The sequence below is a fragment of the Nonomuraea sp. NPDC049607 genome (assembly GCF_040675375.1).
In the GTDB taxonomy this organism is placed as follows: Bacteria; Actinomycetota; Actinomycetes; order Streptosporangiales; family Streptosporangiaceae; genus Nonomuraea.
Genome location: NZ_JBFAOV010000022.1, coordinates 40109 through 61176, shown reverse-complemented (window position 1 = coordinate 61176; position 21068 = coordinate 40109). Strand labels below are relative to the sequence as shown.

19 protein-coding genes and 1 tRNA gene are annotated in these 21068 nt (G+C 72.2%); 10 read left to right on the top strand and 10 right to left on the bottom strand.

Translation table 11 applies throughout. The features are described 5' to 3' along the window. Positions 1 to 38 precede the first annotated feature (38 nt). The gene (locus AB0J97_RS33935; RefSeq protein ID WP_364096331.1) at positions 39 to 1370 is read left to right on the top strand and encodes an MFS transporter; all 1332 of its coding nucleotides are present in this window, start codon (positions 39 to 41) and stop codon (positions 1368 to 1370) included. Positions 1371 to 1450: 80 nt separating this feature from the next. Here the strand turns inward: AB0J97_RS33935 and AB0J97_RS33930 are convergent, their stop codons facing one another. After that, a complete protein-coding gene (locus AB0J97_RS33930) occupies positions 1451 to 2749 on the bottom strand; it encodes an MFS transporter (protein WP_364096328.1) in 1299 nt (432 codons plus the stop codon). Between the two features lie 256 nt (positions 2750 to 3005). Between AB0J97_RS33930 and AB0J97_RS33925 the strand changes: the two genes are divergently transcribed. The 4 genes from AB0J97_RS33925 to AB0J97_RS33910 all read left to right on the top strand — a co-directional run bounded on the left by AB0J97_RS33925 (position 3006) and on the right by AB0J97_RS33910 (position 5273). Further along, on the top strand, positions 3006 to 3713 hold the full coding sequence (locus tag AB0J97_RS33925; RefSeq protein ID WP_357706689.1) for a hypothetical protein: 708 nt from the start codon (positions 3006 to 3008) through the stop codon (positions 3711 to 3713). Positions 3714 to 3754: 41 nt separating this feature from the next. Next, positions 3755 to 4303, top strand: coding sequence for a GNAT family protein (locus tag AB0J97_RS33920; protein WP_357706690.1), 549 nt, complete (start codon positions 3755 to 3757; stop codon positions 4301 to 4303). A 72-nt stretch (positions 4304 to 4375) separates the two neighbouring features. Further along, entirely contained in the window at positions 4376 to 4837 is a 462-nt protein-coding gene (locus tag AB0J97_RS33915) for a hypothetical protein (protein WP_364096323.1), read from the top strand. A gap of 31 nt (positions 4838 to 4868) precedes the next feature. Further along, complete coding sequence (locus AB0J97_RS33910; protein ID WP_357706693.1) at positions 4869 to 5273, top strand: nitroreductase family deazaflavin-dependent oxidoreductase; 405 nt, start codon at positions 4869 to 4871, stop codon at positions 5271 to 5273. 3 nt (positions 5274 to 5276) lie between these two features. Here AB0J97_RS33910 and AB0J97_RS33905 read toward each other — a convergent pair whose 3' ends face one another. Further along, positions 5277 to 6230 (bottom strand): LysR family transcriptional regulator, encoded by a 954-nt coding sequence (locus AB0J97_RS33905; RefSeq protein ID WP_364096318.1) that lies wholly within the window; start codon positions 6228 to 6230, stop codon positions 5277 to 5279. A gap of 389 nt (positions 6231 to 6619) precedes the next feature. On the opposite strand from AB0J97_RS33905, the gene AB0J97_RS33900 reads away from it, so the two are divergent. Both AB0J97_RS33900 and AB0J97_RS33895 read left to right on the top strand, forming a co-directional pair. Beyond that, a complete protein-coding gene (locus AB0J97_RS33900) occupies positions 6620 to 6988 on the top strand; it encodes a PH domain-containing protein (RefSeq protein ID WP_357706696.1) in 369 nt (122 codons plus the stop codon). A gap of 66 nt (positions 6989 to 7054) precedes the next feature. Next, positions 7055 to 8206, top strand: a complete 1152-nt coding sequence (locus AB0J97_RS33895) for a hypothetical protein (RefSeq protein WP_364096314.1) — start codon at positions 7055 to 7057, stop codon at positions 8204 to 8206. A gap of 62 nt (positions 8207 to 8268) precedes the next feature. Here AB0J97_RS33895 and glgA read toward each other — a convergent pair whose 3' ends face one another. After that, entirely contained in the window at positions 8269 to 9444 is a 1176-nt protein-coding gene (gene glgA / locus AB0J97_RS33890; protein WP_364096311.1) for a glycogen synthase, read from the bottom strand. A gap of 236 nt (positions 9445 to 9680) precedes the next feature. Between glgA and glgC the strand changes: the two genes are divergently transcribed. Beyond that, positions 9681 to 10916, top strand: a complete 1236-nt coding sequence (gene glgC, locus AB0J97_RS33885) for a glucose-1-phosphate adenylyltransferase (protein ID WP_352329862.1) — start codon at positions 9681 to 9683, stop codon at positions 10914 to 10916. Between the two features lie 249 nt (positions 10917 to 11165). On the opposite strand, the gene AB0J97_RS33880 is transcribed toward glgC, so the two are convergent. Further along, positions 11166 to 11474 carry a hypothetical protein gene (locus AB0J97_RS33880; RefSeq protein ID WP_364096307.1) on the bottom strand — a complete coding sequence of 103 codons (309 nt, stop codon included), beginning with the start codon at positions 11472 to 11474 and terminating at the stop codon, positions 11166 to 11168. Positions 11475 to 11739: 265 nt separating this feature from the next. On the opposite strand from AB0J97_RS33880, the gene AB0J97_RS33875 reads away from it, so the two are divergent. Further along, on the top strand, positions 11740 to 13071 hold the full coding sequence (locus AB0J97_RS33875; RefSeq protein ID WP_364096304.1) for an amidase: 1332 nt from the start codon (positions 11740 to 11742) through the stop codon (positions 13069 to 13071). A gap of 144 nt (positions 13072 to 13215) precedes the next feature. Here AB0J97_RS33875 and AB0J97_RS33870 read toward each other — a convergent pair. From AB0J97_RS33870 to AB0J97_RS33845, 6 genes are all read right to left on the bottom strand, one after another. Further along, a tRNA-Pro gene (locus AB0J97_RS33870) sits at positions 13216 to 13291 on the bottom strand. 221 nt (positions 13292 to 13512) lie between these two features. Next, positions 13513 to 14589 (bottom strand): mechanosensitive ion channel domain-containing protein, encoded by a 1077-nt coding sequence (locus tag AB0J97_RS33865; RefSeq protein WP_364096301.1) that lies wholly within the window; start codon positions 14587 to 14589, stop codon positions 13513 to 13515. Between the two features lie 161 nt (positions 14590 to 14750). After that, positions 14751 to 15701: a tripartite tricarboxylate transporter substrate-binding protein gene (locus tag AB0J97_RS33860; RefSeq protein WP_364096298.1), complete on the bottom strand. Its 951-nt coding sequence runs from the start codon at positions 15699 to 15701 to the stop codon at positions 14751 to 14753. 108 nt (positions 15702 to 15809) lie between these two features. Continuing rightward, on the bottom strand, positions 15810 to 16583 hold the full coding sequence (locus AB0J97_RS33855; protein WP_364096295.1) for an SAM-dependent methyltransferase: 774 nt from the start codon (positions 16581 to 16583) through the stop codon (positions 15810 to 15812). A 62-nt stretch (positions 16584 to 16645) separates the two neighbouring features. Next, positions 16646 to 18466, bottom strand: a complete 1821-nt coding sequence (glmS, locus tag AB0J97_RS33850; RefSeq protein ID WP_364096292.1) for a glutamine--fructose-6-phosphate transaminase (isomerizing) — start codon at positions 18464 to 18466, stop codon at positions 16646 to 16648. Between the two features lie 12 nt (positions 18467 to 18478). Then, the gene (locus tag AB0J97_RS33845) at positions 18479 to 18766 is read right to left on the bottom strand and encodes a hypothetical protein (RefSeq protein WP_357706707.1); all 288 of its coding nucleotides are present in this window, start codon (positions 18764 to 18766) and stop codon (positions 18479 to 18481) included. A 220-nt stretch (positions 18767 to 18986) separates the two neighbouring features. Between AB0J97_RS33845 and AB0J97_RS33840 the strand changes: the two genes are divergently transcribed. After that, positions 18987 to 21020 (top strand): peptidoglycan recognition family protein, encoded by a 2034-nt coding sequence (locus AB0J97_RS33840; RefSeq protein ID WP_364096288.1) that lies wholly within the window; start codon positions 18987 to 18989, stop codon positions 21018 to 21020. Positions 21021 to 21068: the final 48 nt, after the last annotated feature.

Below are 21068 nucleotides of genomic sequence, written 5' to 3'. Positions count from 1 at the left end.
ACGTTGAAACTATCCCCTCGACCATCTGGGAGCCTTCGATGTCAAGCTCCGCGCACCAGACCCGCCGGGTGATCCTCGCCGCTCTCATCGGCACGTCCCTGGAGTGGTACGACTTCTTCCTCTACACCACCGCCGCGACGCTGGTCTTCGGCAAGCTGTTCTTCCCGACGCTCGACCCGCTCAACGCGACGCTGGCGGCCCTGACGACCAACGCCGTCGCGTTCGTCGCCCGGCCGCTCGGCGGCGTGGTGTTCGGCCACTTCGGCGACCGGGCCGGCCGCAAGACCGTGCTGGTGGTGACGCTGCTGCTGATGGGCCTCTCGACGTTCCTCATCGGCGTGCTTCCCGGCTATGCGAGCGTGGGGGTGGCCGCGCCGGTCCTGCTGGCCGTGCTCCGCTTCGTCCAGGGCTTCGGGCTCGGCGGCGAGTGGGGCGGCGCGGTGATCATGTCGCTGGAGCACGGCGACAGCAGGCGGCGCGGCTTCAACGCGAGCTGGCCGCAGGTCGGCGTCCCGGCCGGGTACGTGCTGGCCACCGGCCTGCTCGCGATCCTGTCCTTCAGCCTGTCGGACGCGGCCTTCCAGGCGTGGGGATGGCGGGTGCCGTTCCTGCTGTCGGGCGTGCTGGTGTTCGTCGGGCTGTGGGTGCGGACGCGGATCAGCGAGTCGCCGCTGTTCTCCCGCGTCGAGAGGCACGGCGGCACGGCCAGGATGCCGCTGGTGGAGGTGGTGCGCACGCATCCGCGGGCCCTGCTGTCGGCCTTCACCGCGCGCATCGGCGTGGACGTGGCGTTCTACACCTTCACCGCGTACATCATCGTCTACCTCACCGGGCAGCTGAAGGTGGAGCGGTCGGTGGCGCTGTACGCGGTGCTGATCGGCTCGGCGCTGCAGCTCGGGCTGATCCCGCTGTTCGGCGCGCTGTCGGACCGGCTGGGCCGGCGGCCGGTCTACTTCGCGGGCGTGCTGGCGGCGGCCGTGTGGGTGTTCGCGTTCTTCCCGCTGCTGGACACGAAGTCGTTCCCGCTGATCGTGCTGGCGGCGGTGGTCGCGCTGGTCGCCCACGCCGCCATGTACGGCCCGCAGGCCGCCTTCATCGCCGAGCTGTTCAGCACCCGGCTGCGCTACAGCGGCGCCTCCATGGGCTACCAGGTGGCCGGGATCGTCGGCGGCGCGCTGGCCCCGCTCATCGCGCTCAAGCTCTTCGACGTGTACGGCACCACCCTCGCCGTGTCCCTGTACGTGGTTGTCGCGCTGGCCGTCACCGCCGTAGGTTTGGCCATCGCCCCGGAAACCCGCGACCTGGACCTCGCCGCCGGCGAGAGCGGCACCGCCAGGAGGCTGCCCGGCCAGGTGGGCCCCTTCGCCTGAGGCGGAGGGAGGCGGGAACGCCGCGAAGGCGTGGGCGGCGGCTGCCACCGCCGCCCACGCGGGCCGTTCAGACGAGCTGCTCAGACGGCGGTCTCTGGCTCGGTCACCCGGCGGCGCCTGCGCCAGTCGCCCTTGAACGCCGCCATCGAGGCCAGGAACACGACCTGCCCGGCCAGCGCCACGGTGAGCCAGGTGCCCCAGCCGCCCGCGGCCACCACCATGGGCGAGACGACCAGCAGCACCACGATCATGACGCGGACGACCATGCCCCAGATGCCCAGCGCCGAGCCCTGCAGGCGCGACTCGACGTCCTCGGCGTTCTCGGAGAAGTTGGCCATCCACGGGACGTACGCGACGCCCATGAACAGGAAGAGCAGCGCGTAGACGGCGGTGACGTGTCCCGGGGAGACGCCGGGGCCGACCAGGCCGATGAAGTAGGCCAGGGTGAGCACGGTCAGCGCGGTGCCGGCGGCCGTGAACGGCTTGCGCAGCCGCAGCCGGTCGGAGACCCGTCCGACGACCACGACGGCGACCGCGTTGAGCACGATGCCGAGCGCCACGACCCGGTTGGCCCCCGCCGGCTCCAGGCCGAACGCCTCCACCAGGATGGTCTGACCGAAGATCGCGAACGTCCAGTAGAGCACCTGCCAGCCGGTGTTGCCCAGGACGTGGGCCCACAGGTGGGGATGCCGGAACAGCTCGCGCACCCGTCCCGCGTCGACCTTCTCCTCGACGGCGACGGCCTCCTCGGCGTCGAGCACCTGGGCCCGCAGCGCCGCCGACGGCTCGGCGATCTTCCAGACGATGACCGCGCACATGGCCAGCGACACGACGCCCATGATGATCGCCTGCGACTGCCAGGCGTTGTCGAACAGCGGCAGCGTGAACCCGGCGATGAACGAGGCCAGGAAGGAGGCCCCCACCGGCCCCCACGTCCAGAACGCGAACGCCTGGGCCCGCCCGAGACGCGGGGAGAAGTCGCGGACGAGGGAGGCGGTGATGGTGATGCCCGCGCCCTCGATGAACAACATCAGGCAGCGCACCCAGAACAGGCCCGCCACGGTGTCCACGGTGGCCAGCAGGAAGTTGCAGGCGGCCGTGACGGTGAGGGTGGGCACCAGGAGCGTGACGCGTCCCCAACGGTCGGACAGGATGCCTCCGACGCCGGCCGACAGGCCGCCGATCAGGACCGATCCCGCGGCGAGCAGGCCATAGACCGTGAGCGACATGCCCAGGTCCTTCATCAGCAGCGGCAGGATCGTGGCGAGCGTGGTCTCGAAGTTGGCCACCAGGCTCGCCAGCACGGCTATCGCCAGCAGGAAGATCCGCCGGCGACCGACCGGGTACACGCTCAGCTCGCGGACATAGAACGGCTTCATTCCCATCCTCCGGGGACGGTGTGTGACGGTCGCTCTAGAACGCGTTTCTAGTTGCCTCAGGGTTTCCCTTTTCAAGGTGTCCGTCAACGGCGACGGCGGTCACGATGTGATCTCGATCACACCCCTTCCCCCTTGTGCCGGATTCGCTCCCGATTCGCAGAACAACCTCCCCCGAATAGGCATAAAATGCGCGCCTGTGAGCCTGCCTGTACGTGAACGTTCCCCCCGGCCCGGCGGCGGCCGGCACCGTCGCCCCGTGCCCACGTCCCTGCCGCCGGACGCGCCCATGCTCGTGCTGGCCACCCCCGGCGGCACCGGCGGCGTGGCCGAAGAGATCGCGGCCGTGGTGCGGGTCGACAACCCGCAGATCGAGGTGCGGCTGACCGCCGTCGCCGACCTGGCAGACTCGCTGCCCTCGGGCCGCGACGCCGTCGTGGTGCCCCTGCTCACCTGGGACGACCCGGTCGTGATGGCCGAGATCGGCAAGGCCATCGCGGCCAGCGGCTCCGGCGCGGTCGCCACCGAGGCGCTCGGCCCCCACCCGCTGCTCGCCGAGGCCCTGCACATCAGGCTGGCCGAGCGCGGCCTGGCCAGGGCCGACCGCGTCCGCCTGCTCAACGTCTCCAGCCCCGTCGACGCCGTCATCCTCGGCACGGTGGGCGGCGAGCGCGCGGTGCACGCCGTCCAGGCCACGGCCGTGCTGCTGGCCTCCAGGCTCACGCTGCCGGTCGTCGCCGCCTCGCTCGACAGCGCGCCCGGCGTGGACGTCGCCGCCCAGCGCCTGCGCGCCGCCGGGGCCGAACGGCTGGCCATCGCGCCCTGCCTGATCGGCCACGAGGCCCCCGCGGAGATCGTGGAGCGCGCCGCCACCGCCGTCGAGGCCGGTCATGCCGAGCCGCTCGGCGCCCACAGCGCCGTCGCCGAACTTGTCGCGCGGGCTTACGGCAGTCAGCTCGCGACTTGACACCCTTGTAAAGATCACTACAGTCGCGTTACCTTCTGCGCATGCGGCGCGTGATGGTCATCGGCGAGCGAATCGGACTCCGTGACGTCACCGACGCCGACGTCGTCCCGCTGCACTCCGTGTACGGCGATCCGGCGGCCACGCAGTACATGCCGTTCGCGCCGCGCAGCGTGCAGGAGGTCGCCGCCCTGGTCGGCCAGGCCGTCGAGGCGGCCGCCGCCGACCCGCGCCACCTCTACGTGCTGGCCGTGGTCGACGCCGACCGCCGGCACGTGCTCGGCGTGGCCCGCCTGAAGATCGACCCCGACCTGCCCCACAGCGCCGAGATCGGCTTCGGCCTCCATCCCGACCAGTGGGGCCGCGGCATCGGCACCGACCTCGTACGGCTGTTGCTGTCGTTCGGCTTCAAGCAGCTCGGGCTGCACCGCGTCTGGGGCGCCAGGTCTCCCGCCAACCTGCCCGCCCAGCTCGCCATGCTGACCGCCGGCATGGTCGAGGAGGGGCTGATCCGGCACCACGTGCACACCCCGCACGGCTGGCGCGACTCCATCGTGCACGCGGCGCTCCAGGACGAGTGGACCGAGCGGTAGACGGCGAGTGGCGAAGAGCGGAATTGTCGGTGGCACGTCCTACGATGAGCCTCCTCACGGAGGGATAGCCGCATGCCTGACTCGCTGATCGTGCCCCTGTTCGTCACCACCGACCTCCCGCCGCACGCGGACCTGGCCGAGTTCGGTGAGCTGCTGGCCCGCACGGCGCGGGTGCTCGGCCCCGACGGCTACGAGGCGTCCCTGTCCGGCAACGTGTTCTGGCTCGACCGGCCCGTGCTGCCTGGGCAGCAGCCCGTCGCCGACGACGAGCTGCGCTTCGCCGGGATGCTCGGCCACCTCGCCGTGTCCGTCCCCGCCGTGTCCGTCCCCGCCCGGCCCGGCCGCGACGTCCGGGAGGTCGTGCGTGACGTGCGGCGGGCGATCGGCGCGGCGGTGACCGAGCGCTACGGCGACGTGGGCGCGGCGCCCGCCGTGTTCGCGATCCGCGACCGCGACGTGCGCGAGCGCACCCCCGACTCGGCCCTGGCGGTCGCCATCCGGCCCGCCGCCGAGCTGGTCGGCGCGGCCCGGTGAGGAGACCCCGCCGCGGGGGTAGTGCAGAGGCATGCTCTTTGGCCAAGAACACGTGCAGCGCTATCAGGCGACCGACGGCGCGGAGGGGCACGACTGGAACAACACCACCGTCCTCCTCCTCACCACCAAGGGCCGCAACTCCGGCAGGTCGTACACCACGCCGCTGATCTACCAGCGGTTCGGGGACGACTTCCTCGTGGTCGCCTCCAAGGGCGGCGATCCCGACCATCCGCAGTGGTACAAGAACCTGCTGGCCCATCCCGACGTCGAGGTGCAGGTCAAGGGCGACCGGTTCAAGGCCCGCGCCCGCACCGCGTCCGAGGAGGAGAAGCCGGAGATGTGGCGGACGATGACCCGCACCTGGCCCCAGTACGACGAGTACCAGGAGAAGACCGACCGCCAGATCCCGGTGGTCGTGCTCCAGCGCGCCACGTAGGCGTCAGGCGGTCACCAGGGCCTCGTCGGCCTCGGGAAGCCAGGAGTCCGGCGGGCGGCGCAGCCAGTGGTGGGCCCGTCCCAGCTCGGCCACAGCGGCCAGGAGCGCGGCGAGGCCCGGGTGACGCAGCTCCTGGGGATGCACCAGGTTCACCAGGCCGAACGGCACGGGCTCGGCCAGCGGCCTGGTCACCGCGCCCGGTATCCCGCCGATCCCCACGCCGGCCAGCACCGGCTCGCGATGCCGCCGCAGGTAGTGCCCCATCTCCGCGGCACCGACGGGCGCGGCGTGCGGCCGGGCCAGGCGCAGCCCGAACGCCTCGGCCAGCCGCTCCCCCAGGTCGCTCCACTCCCGCGTGCCGGCGTTCCCGGCCATGACGTCCAGGGGGAAGCCCGCCAGCAGGCCGAGCGGCACGGCGTCCGGCACGGCCAGCGGATGGTCCTCCGGCACGAGCACGGCCAGGCGGTGCAGGCGCACCGGGACCTGCGACAACCGGCCGCGCAGGTCGGCGGGCAGCCCGGCGAACCGCCCGAACGACACGTCGAGCCGCCCGTCCAGCATCGCCGCCGCGCCCGCGGCGAGCCCGCCGTGGAAGCGGGCCAGCATCTCGACGCCGGGAGCCAGTTCTCTCGCTCTGACCAGCGGCTCGGGCAGGTCGGGGCCTTGCATGGTGACGTCCACGAGCAGGGGGCGGTCGGCGCCGAGGACGTCGGCGACCACCTCGTCGTGCAGTGCCAGCAGCCGCCGTGCCCCGGGCAGCAGCCGGACGCCCGCGGGGGTCAGCTCGACCCGGCGCGTGGACCGGACGAACAGCGGCGTCCCGAGCCGGGTCTCCAGGGTGCGCACGTCGCGGCTGAGCGCCTGCTGGGCGAGGAAGAGCCGGGCGGCGGCCCGCCCGAAGTGCAGCTCCTCGGCCACGGCGACGAAGACGCGCAGCAGCCGGGGGTGCAGATCCACGACGCCACATTAACCACAGAAACGCGTCAATCACGAAATTTCCGGTGTTGGACCGGGGGTAGGCGTCGCCACGACGCTGAGAAGCATGATCCCCCACCTGCTGACCCGCCTGACCGGCCCCACCGGCTTGACGCGCCGGCTCCGCTCGACCCGATTGGCCGGAATGCCCCGATTGGCTGGGTCGACCCGTCTGCTCCGCCTGACTGGCTTGGCCCGTTTGGCCCGTCTGGGCCGCCTTGGGCCGCCTCCTTCGGTGCAGGTGCGCGTTCTGTTCGGGCTGCCGAGGCCGCCGGGTGCGTGCCGCTGCCTGCTCGACCTGCCGCACGACCCGTCCGCCCATCCCCGGGCGGGCATGGAACGCGGGGGCCCGTCCCGTTCGTTGGCCAGGCATGGCTGACATCCCCTACGACCGTAAAGAGCAGCTGAAGCAGATCGAGAGCGGCCTCCTCCCCGGCGAGCAGATCATCGCCGTCTACGACGCGATCGGCGCGGGCACCGGGTTCCTGGGGCTCACGGACCGGCGGGTGATCGTCCAGGACAAGTCGTTCGTGGGCAAGCGCATCGCGATCACCAGCATCCCGTACGGCAAGATCTCGGCGGTGAGCGTCGTGAGCAACAAGTCCCTGGCCGGCGGGTTCTTCTCCTCGGGCGCCATCGCCATCCACGTGGGCACGCACACCTACGAGGTGGACTTCCGGGGCGACAACAAGGCCCACCACGTGCACAACGTCATCCTCCACTACATTTCGCAGACCTGATCGGCGTCACGCGCGGTCTCCTGGGCAGGGTGAGCGTAATCTGCCGGTGATCGCGAAGGGGGCGAGGTGGGGCGTTCCGTACGTGCCCGTGCGGCCGGCGTCGGCATGCTGGTGGCGCTCTCGGCCTGCGCCGCGCCTGCTGGGCGAGATGTCGCGTCCGCTCCGCCGGCGAGCCCCACGGTACCGGCGCGCTGCTCCGAGCCCGGCGGCGACGACCTGCGGGCCGAGCCCGTACGGTCGCCGTGGCGGGCGATCCCGGCGGGCGAGGGGCACGGCACGCTCGACCGGCTCGCCGTCTCCGCCGACGGGGCGGTGTGGGCGGTGCGTTCCGTCCAGCGGGAGACGTCCGCCGGGATGGAGACGACGCCCGGCGGGCTCAGCCGATGGGACGGCGCCCGCTGGCGGACGTACGCGCTGCCGTCCGGGATGACGGTCGCCGCCGTCGGAGCGGTCTCCGGCGAGCGGGCGTGGGCCTTCGGGACCGGCGAGGACGAGCGTCCCGGCCTGGTCGCCGGCGTCGCGGACGGCGCCGTGAGCGCCCCCACGGCACCCGAGGAGGCCGCCTCCGCCATCGGTCTGCACGGCACCGCCGCGAGCGGCCCGTGGGCGGTGTCCGGGCACGACGCGCTGCGCTGGGACGGCTCGGCCTGGCGCGCGTACCGGCTGCCCGCCCCGGCGCGGGCCCTCGGCGGCGAGGGCGCGGACATGTGGACGGTGGGCGAGACCGCGCGCGACCCCGCCGCCCGCTGGAACGGCGCCGCGTGGCAGGCGGTGCCGCTGCCCGCGTTGACCGCGCCCCGGGGCGCGGCGTCCGCCCGGACGGGGCTCGGCGACGTCGCGGTGCTCGGCCCGGACGACGTGTGGGTGGTCGGCGGGATGTCCTGGTTCCCGCCCGGCGAGTACGACGCGCAGGGCGAACCCCTGGAACGCCGGCGCCCGCTGGCGCTGCACTGGGACGGCTCGGCCTGGCGGTGCCTCTGGGGCCCGGAGGGCGCGGCCTTCACCGAGGCAGAGCCCGACGGCCGGGCGGGCCTGTGGGCGCTCGACTCGACCCGCTCCCGGCTGCACCACTACACGACCGGCCGCTGGACGACGACGAGCGTGCCCGGCACGGTCACCGCCCTGGCCCGCCGCCCCGGCACGGCCGAGGTGTACGCGGCGGGCTGGACCGGCCCCGAGGGCGCCCTGACCAGCCCCGCCCTCTGGCTCACCCGCTGACCCGGCCCCGGGGCCCGCGCTCAGGGGCGCCGCAGCGAGGCGCAGAGGTCGAGGGTGCGGGCTCAGGAGCGTCGCAGCGAGGTGTAGAGGTCGAGGGTGCGACGGGCGATGCGCTCCCAGGAGAAGTGCTCGACGGCCCTGACCCGGCCCGCGCGGCCCATCGCGGCCGCCCGCGCCGGGTCGGCCAGCAGCTCGTTGACCCGCTTCGCCAGATCGGCGGCGAACGCCTCGGGGTCGTGCGGGGTGCCGTCGGGGCCCTGGTCGATCGGCACCAGCAGGCCCGTCTCGCCGTCGGCGACGACCTCGGGGATGCCGCCGGTCGCCGTGGCCACCACCGGCGTCTCGCAGGCCATCGCCTCCAGGTTGACGATGCCCATGGGCTCGTAGACCGAGGGGCAGACGAAGACCGAGGCGTGCGTGAGGAGCTGGATGACCTCGGGCTTGGGCAGCATCTCCGAGATCCAGAAGACGCCGTCGCGGTCGAGGCCGCGCACCAGCCCGGTCACCTCGGCGGCGATCTCCGGCGTGTCCGGCGCCCCCGCGCACAGGACGAGCTGGGCGGCCGGGTCGAAGGAGCGGGCGGCGTGCAGGAGGTGCACCAGGCCCTTCTGGCGGGTGATGCGGCCGACGAAGATCACGTAGGGCCGGCCGGGGTCGACGCCGTGCTTCTTCAGCACGTCGAGGCCGGGGTCGGGGGCGTACTCGGCGGTGTCGATGCCGTTGTGGATGACGGTGACCTTGCCGGGCGGGATCTCGGGGTAGGCGGCCAGCACGTCGCGCCGCATGCCCTCGGAGACCGCGATCACCGCGTCGGCCGCGGCCAGGGCGGTGCGCTCGGCCCAGGACGAGACCGTGTAGCCGCCGCCGAGCTGCTCGGCCTTCCACGGGCGCAGCGGCTCCAGGCTGTGGGTGGTGACGACGTGCGGCACGCCGTGGAGCATCTTGGCGACATGCCCGGCGAAGTTGGCGTACCAGGTATGGGAGTGGACGACGTCCGCGCCTTCGCAGGCGGCGGCCATCTCCAGGTCGACGCCGAGCACCTGGAGGGCGGCGTTGGCCCGCTCCAGGCCGCCGGGCACCCGGTAGGCCGACACGCCGGGCTCCTCGCGATCGGCCCCGAAGCAGCGCACCCGGACGTCGGCCAGCTCGCGCAGCTCCCTGGCCAGGTACTCCATGTGCACCCCGGCGCCGCCGTAGACGTCCGGCGGGTACTCCCTGCTGAGCAGATCAACACGCATGCCCACGACCTTACGACGAGCCGGGCCCGGCGCCCCCTACCGAGCCGCGAGTTTCGCGGTGACCATCAACTCCGGCGCCGCACTTGTGAACCGGCGCAAGGCATAGGGAACACATCGATACAGCCCAATGTCGGTAAGTCCGGCCCGTGCTCTAGGCGGATAAGTCAGGACACGGGAGCACAGCACAGTGTGGGCTTTCGTCGATAGATCGGCCATTTACGGGTAGCGTCCTGGACATGAGGTCCCGAAGGGTGCTTGCGGTCGTGCTGGCAGGTGGAGAGGGCAAGAGGCTCATGCCGCTCACGGCGGATCGGGCCAAACCGGCGGTGCCGTTCGGGGGGATGTATCGGCTGATCGACTTCGTGCTGTCGAACCTCGCGAACGGCGGCTTCCTGAAGATCGTGGTGTTGACCCAGTACAAGAACCACAGCCTGGACAGGCACGTCTCCCGTACCTGGCGGCTGTCGGCGATGCTGGGCAACTACGTGACCCCCGTCCCCGCCCAGCAGCGGCTCGGGCCGCGCTGGTTCTCCGGCTCCGCGGACGCGCTGTTCCAGAACCTGAACCTGATCTACGACGAGATGCCGGAGCACGTGATCGTGTTCGGCGCCGACCACATCTACCGCATGGATCCGCGGCAGATGGTCGAGCAGCACGAGGACTCGGGCGCGGACGTGACGGTGGCGGCGATCCGCCAGCCGCTGTCGCTGGCCGACCAGTTCGGCGTGATCGAGACCGATCCCGAGGGCCGCCGCATCGTGGCCTTCCGGGAGAAGCCGAAGGACGCCGTGGGCCTGGCCGACTCCCCCGACGAGGTCTACGCCTCGATGGGCAACTACGTCTTCAAGACCCAGGCCATGATCGACGCGCTGCGCGAGGACGCGCTCGACCCGACCAGCAAGCACGACCTGGGCGGCAACATCATCCCGATGCTGGTCAAGTCCGGCGGCGCGGACGTCTACGACTTCAAGAACAACATCGTCCCCGGCTCCAGCGAGCGCGACCGCGGCTACTGGCGCGACGTCGGGACTCTCGACGCCTACTACGAGGCCCACATGGACCTCATCTCCGCCCACCCGATCTTCAACCTGTACAACGACAAGTGGCCGATCTTCACCGGGCACGACCCGCTGCCCCCGGCCAAGTTCGTGCACAACGATGGCGACCGGGTGGGCCGGGCGATCGACTCGCTGGTCTCCCCCGGCGTGATCGTCTCGGGCGGCATGGCGATGCGCTCGATCCTGTCGCCGAAGGTCGTGCTCCACTCGCACTCGCTGGTGGAGGACTCCGTGCTGATGGAGAACGTCAAGGTCGGCCGGGGCGCGATCGTGCGCAAGGCGATCATCGACAAGAACGTGGTGATCCCCGACGGCGCGCGCATCGGCTTCGACCTCGACTACGACCGCACCCGCTTCGCGCTGACCCGCGGCGGGGTCGTGGTCATCGGCAAGAACGAGATCGTCGACCGTTAGGGCCGGGGCGGCCGGTCCGCGAGCGCGCTCGGGGCCGGCCGGGCAGCCCGTCGGCCGGAGAACGCCGCGCGGCGGCGATCGGGCGCGATCCCCTCGTGGAACGTCCGGCGGGCGGGCGCGCCCGCCCTCGCGGAAGGCGCGGCGCCGCTCATCCGGCGCTGGTGGGGGTGCGGGGCGGCCGTCACCGGCCGCCGGCAACGCGTGATCCCGGGCCACGCGCGGCGCGGCCCGGGATCGGATGACGCGATCTCAGAGGCCGACGCCCATGCCGACGCCCATGCCGTAGGCCCACCCGCCGGGCCAGTAGCCACGGCCCGGCCAGAAGCCCCAGTTGTCGCCGTCGTGGGGACGCCCGTAGTCCCTGCGGTGCTCGCAGGCCTCGGCGTCACGGTGTCCGGCGAACACACCCCATGGCGTGATGCGCAGCGCGGTGGAGTCGTCGTCGGTGCTCAGGTCGCACCTCTCCGAGTGGCCGTAGCCGCTGGCGTCGGCCGTCCCCGCCATACCGAACAGCGCGGCGACAGCGAAGCCGCCCGCCACGATGAGCTTGGCTTTCATGAATCCCCCTGGATCACGAAGTGACATCGCTGATCACTGTACGTAATCGCCTTCGTACCGCCGTGTAACGCCACGCCAGGAAGCGACTCACCGCTTTCCGGTGCTTCCGGCCGATGTCCCGCCTTCTCCTGGCACTCCGGAAGCCCGCCGCGTCCCGGCACGCCGCAGGAGGCCGGGACGGGGGTTCGACTAGTCTGCTCCGGACGCCTGTTCCCGCCCTTCCCTTGCCCGGCGGGGTCGCCGTGACCTGCCAGGAAAGGACCCCATGCCGCCCACACCGCCCGGCCCGTTCACCGGCCGCTCCGTCACCGGCCTGGCCCGGGACCTGCGCGCCGGCCGCACCACCGCCGCCGAGCTGGCCCGGCTGGCGCTCGACGCGGCCGCCGCGCTGGGTCCGGCGCTCGGCGCCTTCGTCACCGTGGACCGGGAGGGCGCCCTGGCCGCCGCCCGGCGGGCGGACCAGGAGCTGGCCGCGGGGAGCGACCGCGGCCCGCTGCACGGCGTGCCGGTCGCCGTGAAGGACCTCATCGACGTCGCCGGCCTGCCCTGCACCATGGGGTCGCGGCACTTCGCCGGCCATGTCGCCGACGCCGACGCCGCCTGCGTGACGCTGCTGCGCCAGGCGGGGGCGGTGATCGTCGGCAAGACCACGACCCACGAGTTCGCGTACGGCCCCACCGGCGACCGCTCGGCCAACGGCCCCTCGCGCAACCCGCACGACCCCGGCCGCATGTCGGGCGGGTCGAGCGGCGGCAGCGCGGCGGCCGTGGCGGCGGGCATCGTGCCGCTCGCGCTCGGCACCGACACGGGCGGGTCGGTGCGCATCCCGGCTGCTCTGTGCGGGATCGCCGGGTTCAAGCCCGCCTACGACGCGATCCCCACCGCCGGGATGTTCCCCCTGTCGAGAAGCTTCGACCACGTCGGTGTGCTGGCCGCCGAGCCGCTGGACTGCCTGATCGCCTACCGGCAGCTGGCGGCCGGCGAGCCGCCCGCCGCCCGGGGCGGCTCCGGAGCGGCGGCGGCCGTCCGGGTCGGGTGGATCGATCCCACGGTCCTGTCGCCGTGCGACCCGCGCGTCGTGCAGGTCGCACGGGCGGCCGCCGGTGCCGGGGCGGGCGAGGCGCGGTTGTCCAGGGAGCTGGCCGAGGAGTTGCGGGAGACGTACGCGACGGTCCAGGGCGCGGAGGCCACCGCCGTGCACGCCGACCGGATGGCCGCGGCGCCCGGGCTGTTCGACCCCGAGGTGCTCGACCGGCTGGGCGCGGCCATGGACCTGCCCGCCTGGGCGTACGTCAAGGCCCTGGACGAGCGGCCCGCACTGGCCGCCGCGGCACAGGCGTTGTTCGACGACCACGACGTGCTGGCGCTGCCCACCGTGCCGCTCGTCGCGCCGCCGCTGGGCGAGCGCGGGACCGAGCTGGACGGCCGGGCCGTCGCCGTCCGGGCCGCGCTGCTGGCCCTGACCAGCCCGTGGAACGTGCTCGGCCTGCCCGCGCTGACCGTGCCGGTGGGCTCGGTGGACGGCCTGCCGGTCGGGCTGCAGCTCGTCGGCCGTCCCGGGCAGGAGGAGCTGCTGTTCCGTGTGGCCGCTCGCTGAGAGGTGAGGCTGAGGGGTGAGAAGGTGGGCCCCGGGTCGGCCCGGCGTAGGCCGCGCCCGGGGCGGGGGCCCGTGTCCGGCCGGGGGGCGCCATTCCCGTCGGCCAGGCCGAAGCCCACGGCCCTTTTCTTTCAGGGCCGTACGTCCGAGTGGCAGGATTCGAACCTGCGATGCTCCTGCACCCAAGGCAGGCGGGCTGACCAAACTGCCCCACACTCGGTCACGAAATCAAAGAAGCCGCCCCCGGCCGAGGCCCGGGACGGCTTTCCTGGTGGATTCTCCGTGGAATCACCGGGAAAGCCTTGGCCGCAGCTCAGGCCGGTCGGCAGACGGCCTGGCGCATCGGGGTCCGCGCATGGCCACCGCCTTTCTCGTCGTTCCGGAAATGTCGTTCCCGGCGTGCTCCACGGTAGACCGGCGGCAGCCGGACATGCCAGGCATTTAACGCCGGTCGCGGTCGCGGTCGTTCGTCCAGGCCACGCCGGCGCGCGTTTCGGGCGCCTCGACGCGGAACCGGGGAAGGGCGTCCGGGTAATTGTCGCGGACGAAATTGACGAGGAATTCGCGGACGTCGCACTTGAGGTCCCAGGAGGAGGGCGAGTCGGCGGCGCTCATCAGGGCGCGCAGTTCGACCAGGCCGTTGGGCAGCACGTCGGTGACCTGGAGCGTCCAGTCCTTCTGGTCCCACAGCGGGTTGCCCTGGAGGAACTCGTACAGGGCGTCGCGCAGTTTGGGCACCGGCACCGCCCAGTCCACGCGCAGGAACACCACGGCGAGCACCCGGCTGCCGTGCCTGGTCCAGTTCTCGAACGGGTTCTGGGTGAAGTAGGAGACGGGCAGCACCAGCCGCCGCTCGTCCCACAGGCGCAGCACCACGTACGTGAGCGTGAGCTCCTCGATCCTGCCCCACTCCTTCTCCACGACGACCACGTCGTCCAGCCGCAGCGCGTCGCTGAAGGCGAGCTGCAGCCCGGCCAGCATGTTGCCGATGGTCGGCTGGGCCGCGATGCCGACGATGGCGCCGGCGATGCCGGCCGAGGCCAGCAGCCCGGCGCCGAGCGCCCGCACCTGCGGGAAGGAGAACAGCATGGCGCCGAGCGCGATGACGATGATGACGGCGGCGGCGATGCGGCGCACCAGCGCGATCTGCGTCCTGATCCGCCGCGCCCGCCGGTTGCGCTCGCCCTCGACCAGCACCAGCCGGTCGAGCACGACGTCCGTCAGCGCGTACGTCGCCTGGATGATCAGCCAGGTGACCGTGCCGATGGTGAGCAGGCCGATGATCCGGTCGATCGACTGGGCCGTGGGGGTGTCGCCGAAGCCGCCGGGGGCGAAGACCAGGTTGCAGGCCACCGTGGCGGCCACGAAGAACGCCGGCCAGGTGCAGTGTTCGACCAGGTGCCGGGCCAGGGCCCATTTTCGTCCGACCCTGATCAGCACCCGGCGGACCACCTCCACCAGGAGCACCGCTCCGACCACCGAGATGACGAGGATCGGCCAGGCTTCCGGCGACTGCACGTTTCGCGCCCCCTATGTTGTAGAACGTCGCTTCAAGGTCACATTGCCCTCAACCGCCACTTCATACGCGCGGACACGCCGCCGGAAGCCGAAGGAGGCGAACCGGCGGCGACGCCCGGAGCGGCCGTTCGGTGACCACTCAATGACCGCTCAGTGAGCGGTCAGTGGCCGTTCCCGCAGCTGCCCCAGCAGGTCGTGGCCCGGGTGCTGGCCAGCAGGCCGAGGTCGCGCAGCACGGCCTGCGTGCGCTCGACCTCGGAGGTGAGCCAGAGCCGGAAGTCGTCCCCGCTGAGCGGGATCGAGATCCACCCCGCCTTGCGGCACGCCCGCCGCCACGAGGGCGAGGAGGTCACCTCGTCGCACATCCGCACGGCCGACTCCCGGCCGTCCTCCGGCATGTCGTCGGGCCCGACGGCCGCGGCCCAGTCCGCGAAGTCCACCCGTACGCCGCACTCCAGCAGGGTCGGGACGTCGAGCCCCGGCACCCGGCGGGCGCACGAGACGGCCAGCGCCCTGACCCCGCCGCCGTCGATGACCGCCCGCCAGTCGCCGAGCAGGCCCGCCGCGGCCGCCGCCTTGCCGCCGAGCAGGGCGGAGACGGCCTCGTGGCTGCCCGGGTAACCGGTGTAGTCGATCTGCCTGGTGTCGGCGCCGAGCCCCTTGGCGATCAGGCCGAACAGCAGGTGGTCGGGCTCGCCCTGCGGCCCACCGGCCAGCATCGTCCCGCTCGGGTCGGTGCGCAGGTGGACGCCGAAGTCGTCGAAGTCCTTGAAACGGGAGTTGACGGGCACGACGACGACCTCGACGTCGCCGGTGAGCCTGGACAGCGGGGTCGAGGTGTCGAGCAGCGTCTGCCCGTTGTTCAGCTCGGAGGCGGCCAGCGCGGGCAGGCCGGTCACGGTGATCGGCGTGCCGGTGGACGACGTGCCGACGCCGGAGGCGCGGGCGGCGGCGGCGAACGCCTCGCCGACGCGGGCCCAGCGGCGGCCCCCGGCCACGATGGAGAACCGGCCGCCCGCGTCGGCCGGGCCGCCGCCGACGTGTCCCGTCCCGCACCCGGCCGCGCACGCCGCCGCGCCCAGGGTCCATGCCAAGAATCGCCGACGACGCATCCGCCCTCCCCCGACCTTCGCGAGTCCGCCCTTACCTCAGGTTATTGACGCTTCACTCGCTGTTACACATCGGGATACGGTTAACCGATATTTCGGCGTATAGCGGGGTCACTCCGGCTTCGCGGCCACCCCGGCCATCAGGGACGACGGCAGCGACCAGTCGCCCACCAGCTTGGGCCGGTCCGGCCGCCAGTCCACGGCCTGCACCAGGCCCGGCGGGTCGAACGCGAAGCCGCCGAAGAAGGCGCGGATCTCGGCCGGACTGCGGTCGCCACCGCCCGAGCTCGACGAGCCGCGCCGGACGCCCCGCGCGTCCTCGTCGTCGGACAGGCGTCCCATCGAGGTGGCGTGGGAGATCACGAGGCGGCTGCCGGGCGCGACCGCCTCGCGCAGCGCCGCCACCGCGCCCTGCGGATCGGCCGCGTCGGGCAGGAAGTGCAGGATCGACACCAGCACGATCGCGACCGGCCGCGACAGGTCCAGGAACCGGCCCGCCCGGGCCAGCACCTCTTCGTGGTCGAGCAGGTCGGCTTCGAGGAAGGCGGCCCTGCCCGACCCGGCGAGCAGGGCCCTGGCGTGCGCGGCGACGACCGGGTCGTGGTCGACGTAGACGACCCTGGCCTCCGGCGCGACCTCGTGCACGCTGCCCTGCGTCGGCAGCCCGCTGCCCAGGTCGATGAACTGGGTGACCCCCGCGGCGCTGACGTAGCGCACGGCACGCTGCAGGAAGGCCCGGTTCGCCCGGGCCAGCGGGACCGCCTCCGGGACCAGCTCGGCGAGCTGCTCGATGGCCAGGCGGTCGACCGCGAAGTTGTCCTTCCCGCCGAGCATGTAGTCGTACATGCGTGCGAGGTTGGGCGTGTGTGGGTCGAACTGCCGCACAGTACTGAATTTAAGTGGTCCGCAGCCGGATAAACACTACCCCGCACGGATTGTGGCTGAATTTATTCGACAGTCACGCTCTTGGCGAGATTGCGAGGCTTGTCGACGTCCCTGCCGAGGGCGACCGCCGCGTGGTAGGCCAGCAGCTGGAGCGGGATCGTCAGCAGCATCGGGTCGAGCTCGATCTCGTTCTTCGGGATCACGATCACGTCGTCGGCCAGCTTGGTGCCGGGCTCGCGGTGGCCGACCATGAGCACCTGGCCGCCGCGGGCGCGGATCTCGCCGAGCGTGGTGAGGTTCTTGTCGAGCAGCTCGTCGTCGGGGACGACCGCCACCGTCGGCATGTCGGGGCCGATCAGCGCGAGCGGCCCGTGCTTGAGCTCGCTGGCCGGGTACGCCTCGGCGTGCACGTACGAGATCTCCTTGAGCTTCTGCGCGCCCTCGCGGGCCACCGGGTAGCCCCGGACCCGGCCGACGAACATCATGCTCGGGTGCTTGGCGTACTTCTGCGCCAGCTCGGCGATCTTGTCGCCCTGGGCGAGGATCTCCTCGATCTGGCCAGGGAGCCGGCGCAGGCCCTCCACGATGCGCCGCCCGTCGGCGGGCGAAAGGTCGCGCACCCGGCCCAGGTGCAGCGCCAGCAGCGCGAAGGCGACCGAGGTCGAGGTGAACGCCTTGGTCGAGGCGACCGACACCTCGGGCCCGGCGTGCAGGTAGATGCCGCCGTCGACCTCGCGGGCGATCGCGCTGCCCACGGCGTTGACGATGCCGATCACCCGGCCGCCCTTGCGCTTGAGCTCCTGGACGGCGGCGAGGGTGTCGTAGGTCTCCCCCGACTGGCTGATCGCGACGTAGAGGGTGTCGGGGTCGACGACGGGGTTGCGGTAGCGGAACTCGCTGGCCGGCTCGGCGTCGGCGGGGATGCGCGCCAGCTCCTCGATGAGCTGCGCGCCGATCTGCCCGGAGTAGTACGCCGACCCGCAGCCGATGATCTTCACCCGGCGGAACGAGCGCGTCTCGCGGGCGTCCATGTTCAGGCCGCCGAGGTGGGCCACGTGGAAACGCTCGTCCAGGCGGCCGCTCATCGTGCGGGTGATCGTCTCGGGCTGCTCGGAGATCTCCTTGAGCAGGTAGTGCTCGTAGCCGCCGGTGTCGTAGTGGCCGGCGTCCCAGTCGACGGTCAGCGGCTCCTTGGCGGTCTCGCGGGCGTCGCCGGTGAAGGTGTGGAAGCCGTCGGCCTTGAGCACGGCCAGCTCGCCGTCCTCCAGGTGCACGACCTGGCGGGTGTAGCGGACCAGGGCGGCGACGTCGGAGGCGGCGAACATCTCCTTCTCGCCGATGCCGATCACGATCGGGCTGCCGTTGCGCGCCACGACCACCTCGCCGGGCCGCTCGGCGTCGATCACCGCGATGCCGTACGTGCCGACGATGGCCTTGAGCGTCTTCCTGACCGCCTCCTCCAGCGTGTCGTTCTCGTCGGCGGCGCGGGCGATCAGGTGGGCGAGGACCTCGGTGTCGGTGTCGGACAGGAACTCGACGCCGTCGGCCACCAGCTTGGCGCGCAGCTCGCCCGCGTTCTCGATGATGCCGTTGTGCACGACCGCGATGCGCTGGTCGGACGACAGGTGCGGGTGGGCGTTCTCGTCGCTGGGCACGCCGTGGGTGGCCCATCGGGTGTGGCCGATGCCGTGGTTGCCCTTGAACCGCACCGGCACGACCTTGGCCAGGTCGGCGACCCGGCCCTTGACCTTGCGTACCTTGAGTCCCTTGTTCGACACCACGACCCCGGCGGAGTCGTAGCCCCGGTACTCAAGCCGCTGCAGCCCTTCCAGCAGGATGGGCGCCGCGTCCTTGGGGCCGACGTAGGCCACGATTCCGCACATCGAGCTCTCCTCTTATCCGTAGACGATCCTGCGGAGCTGCCGCAGCGACAGCTCTGGTGCCGCTACCCGGCGTGCGGGTAACTCGGCGGCGATCCGGGGGAAGATCTCGTCGTTGGTCAGGCCGCGGGCCTTGAGCTCGCCGTGCCGGCGCCGTACGAACTCCTCGACCGTCTCGGAGAAGTACGACAGAACGTCGGCGACCACGCGGGCCGCCTCTCCAGGGTCGAGCGCGCTCGTCCTGGTGAGGTGGGCGATGAGGTCTTCATAGGGATGCCGCGCCGTGGACACAGACGAGGACATTACGCATCTGGAGCGGGACACGCCAACATCCTGCCCGGAATCGGGCAGGATTTAACTCCAAGGCGCTTCCGCTTCTCCCCATCGCTCACTGATGAGCTGGTAGGCGGGTTGGCGGCGGATCCCGTGGTTCTCATCCGTATCATCCGACCCGTCTGACACATCCCTTTCTGGGAATAGTTACGCTCAGTGATCGAGCAGTGCCGTTCCGTGGGGAGATGTCATGCAGCTCCGGCTTGCCGTCCTGGTCGCCAGCGTGATCGCCGCCGTCGGCGGTCCGGCCGTCCCCGCCGTCCCCGCCGTCACGGGCGTCCGGGAGCAGGGGCGGCAGGCCGACTTCGCGGCCGCCGCCGCGGAGTTCGGGGTGCCGGTGAGCGTGCTGCTCGGCGTGTCGTACCTGGAGTCGAGGTGGGACGCCAACCGCGGCCGTCCCAGCACGGCCGGGGGCTACGGCCCGATGCACCTGGTGGACGCCGTCCCCGCCGGGCAGCCGCTCGCCGACGCCATGGGCGACGCCAGAGGCGACGACACCCGCCCGCTGCCCCGATCGGCGATGCGGTCGGCGGCCCGCCCGGCGGGCTCCTCCCGCACTGCGGCGATCCCGGACGCGACCCTCGCCCTGGCCGGCCGCCTGGCCGGGATCGCGCCGCGCGCCCTGCGCACGGACCCGCGCGCCAACATCAGGGGCGGGGCCGCCCTGCTCGCCTCCTACCAGCGGCGTCCCACCTCCGACCCGGCCGGCTGGTACGAGGCGGTCGCCCGCTACTCGGGCAGCAGCGACCCGCTCGCCGCACGGTCCTTCGCCGACGAGGTGTACGCGGTGATGGGCGAGGGCGTCGCGCGGCGCACCGACGACGGCTTCGACGTGCGCCTGGACGCCGTGCCCGGCCTGCGCCCGCCCACGACGCCGCCGAAGAGCGGGGCCGACGACGACTACGACGAGGACGACGACGACCCGTTCTTCTTCTCCGACATGGAACCCGAGGGCGACGACGACTCGGAGGCGGCCGACGAGTCCGACTGGGACGTGCCCGCGCAGGACGAGATGCCGCTGACCGCCGCCGACACGTCCGTGGAGTGCCCGAGCAGCCTCAGGTGCGAGTGGATGCCGGCCGCGTACAAGAGGTACGGCAAGAGGAAGGACCACGACTACGGCAACCACGACCGGGTCGAGGGCCGCAGGCAGGTCGACTACATCGTCATCCACGACACCGAGGGCGGCTACCAGGGCATCCCGTCGATGATCCGCAACCCGAAGTACGTGAGCTGGCACTACACGATCCGCTCCCGCGACGGACATGTCGCCCAGCACGTGCCGACGAAGGACATCGCCTGGCACGCCGGCAACTGGGACGTCAACGCCCGCTCGATCGGCATCGAGCACGAGGGCTACCTGGCCAAGGGCGCCTGGTACACCGAGGCCATGTACCGGTCGTCGGCCCGGCTGGTGCGCTACCTCGCCGGCCGGTACGGCATCCCGCTCGACCGCGCCCACATCCTCGGCCACGACAACGTGCCGGGCGCCACGGCCGACGCGGTCGCGGGCATGCACGAGGACCCCGGCCCCTACTGGGACTGGGCCCACTACTTCGAGCTGATGAACCATCCGATCAAGGGCGACGGGACGGGCTCGTCGGTGATCATCCGTCCCTCCTACGACGCCAACCGCCCGTACTTCACCGGCTGCGTCAGCACCAAGCCCGGCCGGCGGTGCCCGGAGCACGGATCGGCCAGCGTGTGGCTGCACACCGGGCCGAGCTCGACCGCCCCGCTGGTCACCGACCTCGGCAAGCACCCGGGGCCCAAGCCGAGCACGTACAGCGTCTACGACCACAGCGCCCGCGCCTCGACCGGGCAGCGGTACGCGGTGGCCGGGCGGGAGGGGGACTGGACGGCGATCTGGTACCTCGGGCAGCGGGCCTGGTTCCTCAACCCCGAGTCGGATCCGACTGCGGTGCCGGCGAAGGGCGCCCTGGTCACGCCGCTGGCCGCGGGCACCAAGGTGTACGGGCGCGCCTACCCGGAGCGGTCGGCGTACCGGGGCGGCGGTGCGCAGCCGTTGACGCCGTTGAAGTACCGGATCGGGCCGGGGCAGTCGTACTCGCTGGGCGGCACGGTCACCGGGTCCTTCTACTCGGCGAGCGCCTTCAACCCGGCCCGGCACGTACGGGTCACGGGGTCGGTCCGGTACCACCAGATCCAGCTCGGGCACCGTGTCGCGTTCGTCCAGGCCAAGGATGTGCGCGTCATCCGGTGAATTTCGCCCCACAGGGCTCGGGCTGCGCACGGGCACTCCGCGAAGACG